Source organism: Pseudomonas peli, from assembly GCF_050563605.1.
GTDB lineage: Bacteria > Pseudomonadota > Gammaproteobacteria > Pseudomonadales > Pseudomonadaceae > Aquipseudomonas > Aquipseudomonas peli_A.
Window position 1 is genome coordinate 1 of record NZ_JBNXUH010000035.1, and the last position, 8,571, is coordinate 8,571.

The 8,571-nt window shown below is 62.4% G+C and carries 5 protein-coding genes and 2 pseudogenes; all 7 read left to right on the forward strand.

The window, feature by feature from the left end; genetic code table 11:
- Positions 1–256 precede the first annotated feature (256 nt).
- Positions 257–1,600 carry a DUF3426 domain-containing protein gene (locus ACQ4LH_RS20905; RefSeq protein ID WP_430698952.1) on the forward strand — a complete coding sequence of 448 codons (1,344 nt, stop codon included), beginning with the start codon at positions 257–259 and terminating at the stop codon, positions 1,598–1,600.
- Between the two features lie 179 nt (positions 1,601–1,779).
- A complete protein-coding gene (gene dusB / locus ACQ4LH_RS20910; protein WP_430698953.1) occupies positions 1,780–2,778 on the forward strand; it encodes a tRNA dihydrouridine synthase DusB in 999 nt (332 codons plus the stop codon).
- On the forward strand, positions 2,775–3,095 hold the full coding sequence (fis, locus tag ACQ4LH_RS20915; protein WP_090249568.1) for a DNA-binding transcriptional regulator Fis: 321 nt from the start codon (positions 2,775–2,777) through the stop codon (positions 3,093–3,095). Before dusB ends, fis begins: the two co-directional genes overlap by 4 nt.
- Before the next feature lie 89 nt (positions 3,096–3,184).
- Positions 3,185–4,792 carry a bifunctional phosphoribosylaminoimidazolecarboxamide formyltransferase/IMP cyclohydrolase gene (purH, locus tag ACQ4LH_RS20920; RefSeq protein ID WP_430698954.1) on the forward strand — a complete coding sequence of 536 codons (1,608 nt, stop codon included), beginning with the start codon at positions 3,185–3,187 and terminating at the stop codon, positions 4,790–4,792.
- A gap of 223 nt (positions 4,793–5,015) precedes the next feature.
- The gene (purD, locus tag ACQ4LH_RS20925) at positions 5,016–6,305 is read left to right on the forward strand and encodes a phosphoribosylamine--glycine ligase (RefSeq protein WP_430698955.1); all 1,290 of its coding nucleotides are present in this window, start codon (positions 5,016–5,018) and stop codon (positions 6,303–6,305) included.
- Positions 6,306–6,418: 113 nt separating this feature from the next.
- Positions 6,419–8,293: pseudogene (locus ACQ4LH_RS20930) on the forward strand (7TM-DISM domain-containing protein); the annotation flags it as partial.
- Between the two features lie 122 nt (positions 8,294–8,415).
- Positions 8,416–8,571, forward strand: a pseudogene (locus ACQ4LH_RS20935) (hypothetical protein); the annotation flags it as partial.

Sequence of the window (8,571 nt, forward strand, 5' to 3'; positions counted from 1 at the left end):
CAGCGTCAGTTGTTTATAAGAGACGGGCCGGGYMAGGCGGGGGGGGCGCCGGGCGYTGKGGGGCCTYCCTKGCCGGNGCRGGCNGGARGGGGGGCGCSCCCCCTACACCGCCCCTTTTMCCCCCGCNCCCGCNCCGCCGATAAAGACGGCTGGGTGCGCATCAGCGGCGTACGCCGCTAACCGCCCCAGTGCGCACAGCTGCTGCATTGCCAAGCACTTGCGTTAGACTAGCCGCCTCGTTTAGCCGGATCGCCGCATGACCCAGAGCTTCGTCACCCAGTGCCCCCATTGCCGCACCAGCTTTCGCGTGAACCTCACGCAGCTGGGTGCCGCCCATGGTGCCGTGCGCTGCGGAGCCTGCCTGCATGTGTTCAATGCCGCGCAACAGCTGCGTGAGCAGGGCCAGCAACTGCCCGACCCGGCGACGCCAGCAGCTGCGCCAACACCGGCCCCACAGCCGAGCAAACCACCCGTACCGCCCGCGCCACGCCCAGCTATGCCCAGCGCCGCGCCCGCAATACCGGCTGCGCCTGCCAGCAGTAAAACCGGCGATACGCTGTGGATTCATGACGACCTGGACCTCGACAGCCTCGATCTGGATGAGGAGCTGGCCAAGCTCGAAGCCCAGGAACAGCAGTTGTCCAAGCAGTTTCTGGCGATTGATAGCGCGCCGAAGTACGCCGAAAACTTTCTGGCGCCCGAGCCGATTGAGCACGACCCGCACGACGAGCGCTGGGCCGAAGCCCTGCTGCAGGATGAACTGAGCAAGCCAGCGGCCAGCCTAAGCGTCAAACCTCAGCCGCTGACGCCCCCTGTGCGGCCTACTCCGCAGCTTCCACCTGCCCCCGTAGCGCCCGAGCCAGTCAACGAGCCCGATGACGAACCAGCGCTCGACCTCAACGCCCTTGACCGCCGCCACCCTGAGCCGGAAATCGAGCACATTGAGCTGCATGCCGAGCGCGAGCCCTTTGGCGCGCTGGCAGACAGCCCGGTCGATGAAGAGCCCGCCGTAGCGGCGCCAAAAAAAGCCGCGCGCAGCGAGCCCGAACTGCGTGACGAACACCTGTTCGAGCTGGATGACGAGCCACTGCAACTGGACTGGCAACAACCGAAGAAGCCCTGGGGTCGCTGGATCGGCTGGAGTCTGCTGAATTTTCTCGGCGCTGCCGCGCTGGCCGGGCAGTACGTGGCGTACCACTTCAATGAACTAGCGCGCCAGGATCAGTACCGCCCCTGGTTCGAGCAGCTGTGTCCGGCAGTCGGTTGCCAGCTGCCGTCCAAGGTCGACATCACCCAGGTCAAGAGCAGCAATCTGGTGGTGCGCAGCCACCCGGAATTCAGCGGCGCCCTGGTGGTCGACGCCATCCTCTACAACCGCGCGGCGTTTTCGCAACCCTTCCCGCTGCTGGAAATGCGCTTTGCCGACATCAACGGCCAACTGCTCGCCAGCCGCCGCTTCAAGCCCAGCGAATACCTCGCTGGCGAGCTGGCCGGCAACGCGGAAATGCCGCCGCAGACGCCTATTCACATATCCCTGGACATCCTCGACCCGGGCACCCAGGCGGTGAATTACAGCCTGAGCTTCCACTCGCCGGAATAGGCTGCACGCAGCGGATTGCTTGAGAATCCGCCGCAACCAAACCCTTCGCGATAAGCCCAGAGCTGTTCAGAATTTGTTCAAAACAGCCTTTCTCCGGTCATCCAGAGCGGGTATCATGCCCACCCTTTTTCGCACTCTCCTATTTGTTCAACAGCAGGTCTCTTGAGCAGGGAAGCCCTATGTCGGCGCTACGCATCGGCCCCTATACATTGCCAAATTCGCTGATTCTCGCCCCTATGGCGGGGGTCACTGACCAGCCGTTTCGACAGCTGTGCAAGCGTATGGGTGCGGGTCTGGTGGTGTCGGAAATGGTCACCAGCGATGTGCGCCTGTGGAACACCCGCAAGTCGAGCCTGCGCATGATGCACAGCGGTGATCCCGAGCCACGCTCGGTACAGATCGCCGGTGGTGATCCCGAGATGCTCGCCGAGGCGGCGCGGCGCAACGTGGAAATGGGCGCGCAGATCATCGACATCAATATGGGCTGCCCGGCCAAGAAGGTCTGCAACAAGGCCGCCGGCTCCGCCCTATTGAAAGACGAAGTTTTAGTTCGCGAGATTCTTCAGGCCGTGGTCGCCGCCGTAGATGTGCCGGTGACCCTGAAGATTCGCACCGGCTGGGACCGTGAGAACAAGAACGGCATTGCCGTGGCGCAGATCGCCGAAGACGCCGGCATTGTCGCGCTGGCCGTGCATGGCCGCACCCGCGCCGACCTGTATATGGGCGAAGCCGAGTACGACACCATTGCCGCGATCAAGCAGGCGGTGTCGATTCCGGTGCTGGCCAATGGCGATATCGATTCGCCGCAGAAGGCCAAAGCCGTACTGGCCGCCACCGGCGCTGATGGCCTGTTGATCGGTCGCGCGGCTCAGGGCCGGCCGTGGATATTCCGTGAGATCGAGCACTACCTGCGTACCGGTGAACAGCTCCCGGCACCCAGCCTGCTCGAAGTGGAACGCATTCTGCTTGAACATCTGGCTGCACTGCACGCCTTCTACGGCGATGTAATGGGCGTTCGCATTGCCCGCAAGCATGTCAGTTGGTATCTCGCAACCTTGCCGGGCGCCAGGGAGTTCCGCGCCCAATTCAATCGTCTGGACAGTACGGACGCGCAGTGCACCAACGTTCGCGAGTTCTTCAGCGAGCGTAATAACAATGGAGAAGGGGTGGCCGCATGACGATGTTGACTGAGACTTTAGGAAGTGGAATGGCTCCCGTGAGTGACAACAGCAGCTTGAAGCAGCATCTCAATACGCCAAGCGAAGAGGGGCAAACCCTGCGCGGCAGCGTTGAGAAGGCTCTGCACAATTATTTCGCCCATCTTGAGGGCGCAGACGTCAGTGACGTGTACAACCTGGTGCTCACCGAAGTGGAAGCGCCACTGCTGGAAACCGTGATGAACTACGTCAAGGGCAACCAGACCAAGGCCTCCGAGCTGCTCGGCCTGAATCGCGGCACCCTGCGCAAGAAGCTAAAGCAATACGACCTGCTGTAACCCCGAACTCCCGAAAAGGGCGGCCCACATGAGCCGCCTTTTTTGCTGATAACGCCTTTGCCAATACTTCTGCTCTGATGGATTCTGAAATGACCGACCAGACCACCCGCCTCCCCGTTCGCCGCGCCTTGATCAGTGTTTCCGACAAGACCGGCATCCTCGAGTTTGCCCGCGAGCTCGTCGCCCTGAATGTGGAAATCCTCTCCACCGGCGGCACTTACAAGCTGCTCAAGGACAACGGCATCGCTGCTGTGGAAGTGGCCGACTACACCGGTTTCCCGGAAATGATGGACGGTCGCGTCAAGACCCTGCACCCGAAGATCCACGGCGGCATACTCGGCCGTCGCGCCATCGACGGCGCGGTAATGGACGAGCACGGCATCAAGCCAATCGACCTGGTCGCGGTCAACCTCTATCCCTTCGCCGCCACCGTAGCCAAGCCGGGTTGTGACCTGGCCGACGCCATCGAGAACATCGATATCGGCGGCCCGACCATGGTTCGCTCTGCAGCGAAGAACCACAAAGACGTGGCCATCGTGGTCAACGCCAGCGACTACGCCGGCATCGTCGAGTCGCTGAAAGCCGGCGGCCTGAGCTACGCCCAGCGCTTCGACCTGGCCCTGAAAGCCTTCGAGCACACCGCGGCCTACGACGGCATGATCGCCAACTACCTGGGCACCATCGACCAGAGCCGCGACACCCTGTCCACCGAAGAGCGCGGCGCCTTCCCGCGCACCTTCAACAGCCAGTTCATCAAGGCCCAGGAAATGCGCTACGGCGAGAACCCGCACCAGAGCGCGGCGTTCTACGTGGAAGCGCAGAAAGGCGAGGCCAGCGTCGCCAGCGCCATCCAGCTGCAAGGCAAAGAGCTGTCGTACAACAACGTCGCCGACACCGACGCCGCACTGGAATGCGTGAAGAGCTTCGTCAAGCCGGCCTGCGTGATCGTCAAGCACGCCAACCCGTGCGGCGTGGCCGTGGCTTTGGACAGCGAAGGCGGCATCCGCCAGGCCTATGAGCTGGCCTACGCCACCGACACCGAGTCCGCGTTTGGCGGCATTATCGCCTTCAACCGCGAACTGGACGGCGCCACCGCTCAAGCGATCGTCGAGCGTCAGTTTGTCGAAGTGATCATCGCGCCGAAAATCAGCGCAGAAGCCCGCGCCGTAGTAGCCGCCAAAGCCAATGTGCGCCTGCTTGAGTGCGGCGAATGGCCGGCCGAGCGCAGCGCCGGCTGGGACTTCAAACGCGTCAATGGCGGCCTACTGGTACAGAGCCGCGATATCGGCATGATCAAGGCAGAAGACCTGAAGATCGTCACCCAGCGCGCGCCGAGCGAGCAGGAAGTGCATGACCTGATCTTCGCCTGGAAAGTGGCCAAGTTCGTCAAATCCAACGCCATTGTCTACGCGAAGGGCCGCCAGACCATCGGTGTCGGCGCCGGCCAGATGAGCCGCGTCAACTCCGCGCGTATCGCCGCGATCAAGGCTGAGCACGCTGGCCTGCAGGTTGCTGGTTCGGTAATGGCCTCCGACGCCTTCTTCCCGTTCCGCGACGGCTTGGACAACGCTGCTGCCAATGGCATAACCGCGGTGATCCAGCCGGGTGGCTCGATGCGCGATGCGGAAGTGATTGCCGCCGCCGACGAAGCCAATATCGCCATGGTGTTCACCGGAATGCGCCATTTTAGGCATTGATTTCGGCCGCACTGAAACCGGCATCTGCTGTGTTGCCCCGGGTTCCGCCAATGCTCATTGCCACTAGGCAACTCCGCTTGTCGAAACCCAGGGCGCCTTGCATCTACCGGCTTCATTGCGACCTAGCACCGAGTCGCCAAGTTTTTTGTAGCCCGGATGAAATCCGGGAACACCCCACTCAAAAGCCCCGGATTGCATCCGGGCTACGGTCAGGAGATACCCCATGAACGTATTGATCATCGGCAGCGGCGGTCGTGAACACGCCCTGGCCTGGAAAGTGGCGCAAGACACCCGCGTCACTAAAGTCTTCGTAGCTCCCGGCAACGCTGGCACCGCCGTTGAGCCCAAGTGCGAGAACGTCAACATCGACGTGCTAGCCATCGAGCAGCTTGCTGACTTCGCTGAGCAGAACGTGCAGCTGACCATCGTCGGCCCGGAAGCGCCTCTGGTGAAGGGCGTGGTTGATCTGTTCCGTTCGCGCAAGCTGGATATCTTCGGCCCTACCGCCGCCGCTGCGCAGCTGGAAGGCTCCAAGGCCTTTACCAAGGACTTCCTCGCCCGCCACGCGATCCCTACCGCCGATTACCAGAACTTCACCGAAGTCGAGCCGGCCCTGGCCTACCTGCAAAAGGTCGGCGCACCGATCGTGATCAAGGCCGACGGCCTGGCCGCCGGTAAAGGCGTGATCGTTGCTATGACCCTGGCTGAAGCCGAAGACGCCGTGCGCGATATGCTCGCCGGCAATGCCTTTGGCGAAGCCGGTTCGCGGGTGGTCATTGAAGAGTTTCTGGATGGAGAAGAGGCTTCCTTTATCGTTATGGTCGACGGCGCCAACGTGCTGCCGATGGCCACCAGCCAGGACCACAAGCGCGTCGGCGACGCCGATACCGGCCCGAACACCGGCGGCATGGGCGCTTATTCGCCAGCCCCAGTGGTCACCGCCGAGGTGCACCAGCGGGTGATGGACGAAGTGATCTACCCGACCGTGCGCGGCATGGCCAGCGAAGGCAACGTCTACACCGGCTTCCTCTACGCCGGACTGATGATCGACAAGGCCGGCAAGCCGAAGGTTATCGAGTTCAACTGCCGTTTCGGCGACCCGGAAACCCAGCCGATCATGTGCCGCCTGGAATCTTCCCTGGTGCTGCTGGTCGAAGCTGCACTGGCCAAGGCGCTGGACAAGGTCGAAGCCACCTGGGACCCGCGTCCGACCGTGGGTGTAGTGATCGCCGCCGGTGGTTATCCAGCCGATTACGCCAAGGGCGATGTGATCGAAGGTCTGGATGCTGCAGCGCAACTGGAAGGTAAAGTCTTCCATGCTGGCACCGCTCTGAAGGACGGCCAGATCGTCACCGCAGGTGGCCGCGTACTCTGCGCCACCGCCATCGGTCGTACGGTTGAAGAAGCTCAGCAGCAGGCTTATCGCCTGGCAGAGAAAATCCGCTGGAACGGTAGCTTTTACCGCAACGATATCGGTTACCGCGCAATTGCCCGCGAACGCGGGGATAAGTGAAGGTAAATAAAGGGTAAAACACGACAAAGGTGGCCAATTGGCCACCTTTGTCATATTTCCCTCGCGAACAGCTTGGCTATAATCCGACCACTTATTTCTGAAGGGACTTCACTGTGCGCCGGCTGAGGATTGCCACCTACCTGCTACTCAGCACGCTGCTGATGGCGCTCACCGTAGCGTCAGCTCAGGCAGGGGCTCAGGCATCCTGGTCAAGCCTCACCGACCCGACCGCCGAGCTGCAATTCAATGATGTAAGCAGCCCCGAGCGCCAAGCACAGTTCCGCCCCACCGATCTCACCCAGCTTTACACCCCCGGCGGCAACAGCGCGCTGTGGCTGCATCACCGCATGCCGGCCAACACCGATGCACAGATGCTGCGAGTGTTCGCCCCCTACCTGGCCTACCTCGACCTGTACGTGCTGCAAGGCGATACGCTGATCGAGCAGGCACACACCGGCAGCAACCTGCCGTTTTCCAGCCGCCCCCTGGCCAGCCGCGATTTCCTTCTGCCACTGCCTAAAGCCGAACAGCCGCTGGATATTTACCTGCGCCTAGCCTCGGAGCATTCACTGCGCCCCAGCATCAGCCTGCAAAGCGCGCAGGCCATGGTCGCCGATGACAACCGTCCCCTGCTGTTCGGCCTGCTGCTCGGCTGCCTCGGCATGCTGGTGGCCTACAACCTTGTGCGCTTTGCCTACACCCGCGCCCTGAGCGGCCTGTGGCTGGCGGCCACCCAGGTCTTCCAGCTGGTGGCGGTGGTCAGCCTGCTCGGCATCAGCACGCCCTGGCTTAGTGAATGGCAAAGTCTGCAGCCGCAAATCGCCAACCTGTCGATGCTGCTGGCCGCACTCTGCGCCCTGTGCTTTACCGCCAGCTTTTTCCACAAGGTCTGCCCGAGTACGCCGCTGAACCACCTGCTCACCGGCGAAGTGGTGGTGATCAGCCTGGTCTGTGTGGCTCTGCTGGTGGCGACCAATCTGCAGTTCAATCAACTGGTCTACCTGCTCAACGCCGTCGCCGGCCTGAGCATCCTCATGGTTGCATTGACGCACTGGCGCCATGGCTACAAACCGGCACGGCTGTTCAGCCTGGCGGTGTTGCTGTTCTGCGCGGCCTTTATCGGCGCTCTGCCGATCCTGTTCGGCTACTGGGCGGTGCAGAGCGAGTGGATGGCTTACGGCCTGCTCGCAGTCACCGTTGTCAGCGGTTTTATCCTCAGCATGGCACTGAGTGAGCGACAGCGACGCATCATGCAGGATCAGTTCAGTACCAGCCGCGCCCTCGCCGCTAGCTCCGCCGAACTCAAGGCCAAGGCGGAATTTCTCGCCAAAATCAGCCATGAAATTCGCACCCCGATGAATGGCGTGCTGGGTATGACCGAGCTGCTACTCGGCACTCCGCTGTCGGCCAAGCAGCGCGACTACGTACAAACCATCCACAGCTCGGGCAACGAACTGCTCACCCTGATCAACGAAATCCTCGATATTTCCAAGCTCGAATCCGGGCAAATCGAGCTGGATGACGTGCAGTTCGACCTCAACGCACTGATCGAAGACTGCCTGGATATCTTCCGCGCCAAGGCCGAGCAGCAGAAGGTCGAGCTGATCAGTTTTATGCAGCCGCAAGTGCCACGGGTAATCAGCGGCGACCCCACGCGCCTGCGCCAGACCCTGCTGAGCCTGCTGGACAACGCCTTCAAACAGACCGACGAAGGCGAAATCCTCCTGGTAGTCGCACTCGACACCAACACCGAGCAACCACGCCTGCGCATTGCCGTGCAGGACAGCGGCAAACCGCTGGACGCCAGCGAGCGCGATGCGCTGCTGAATGCCGAATTGCACAGCAAAGACTTCCTCGCCGCCACCAAACTCGGCGGCCGCCTCGGCCTGATCATCGCCCGCCAGCTGGTACGCCTGATGGAAGGCGAGTTCGGCATCCAGAGCGGCGGCAGCCAGGGCTCGACCCTGTGGCTGACCCTGCCGCTGGACGCCACCCGCCTGGAACAGCCAACCGCCGACCTCGACGCCTCGCTGCAAGGCGCGCGCCTGCTGGTGGTGGACGACAACGACACCTGCCGCAAGGTCCTAGTGCAGCAGTGCAGCGCCTGGGGCAKGCMCTGCCGCTGGACGCCACCCGCCTGGAACAGCCAACCGCCGACCTCGACGCCTCGCTGCAAGGCGCGCGCCTGCTGGTGGTGGACGACAACGACACCTGCCGCAAGGTCCTAGTGCAGCAGTGCAGCGCCTGTCTCTTATACACATCTCCG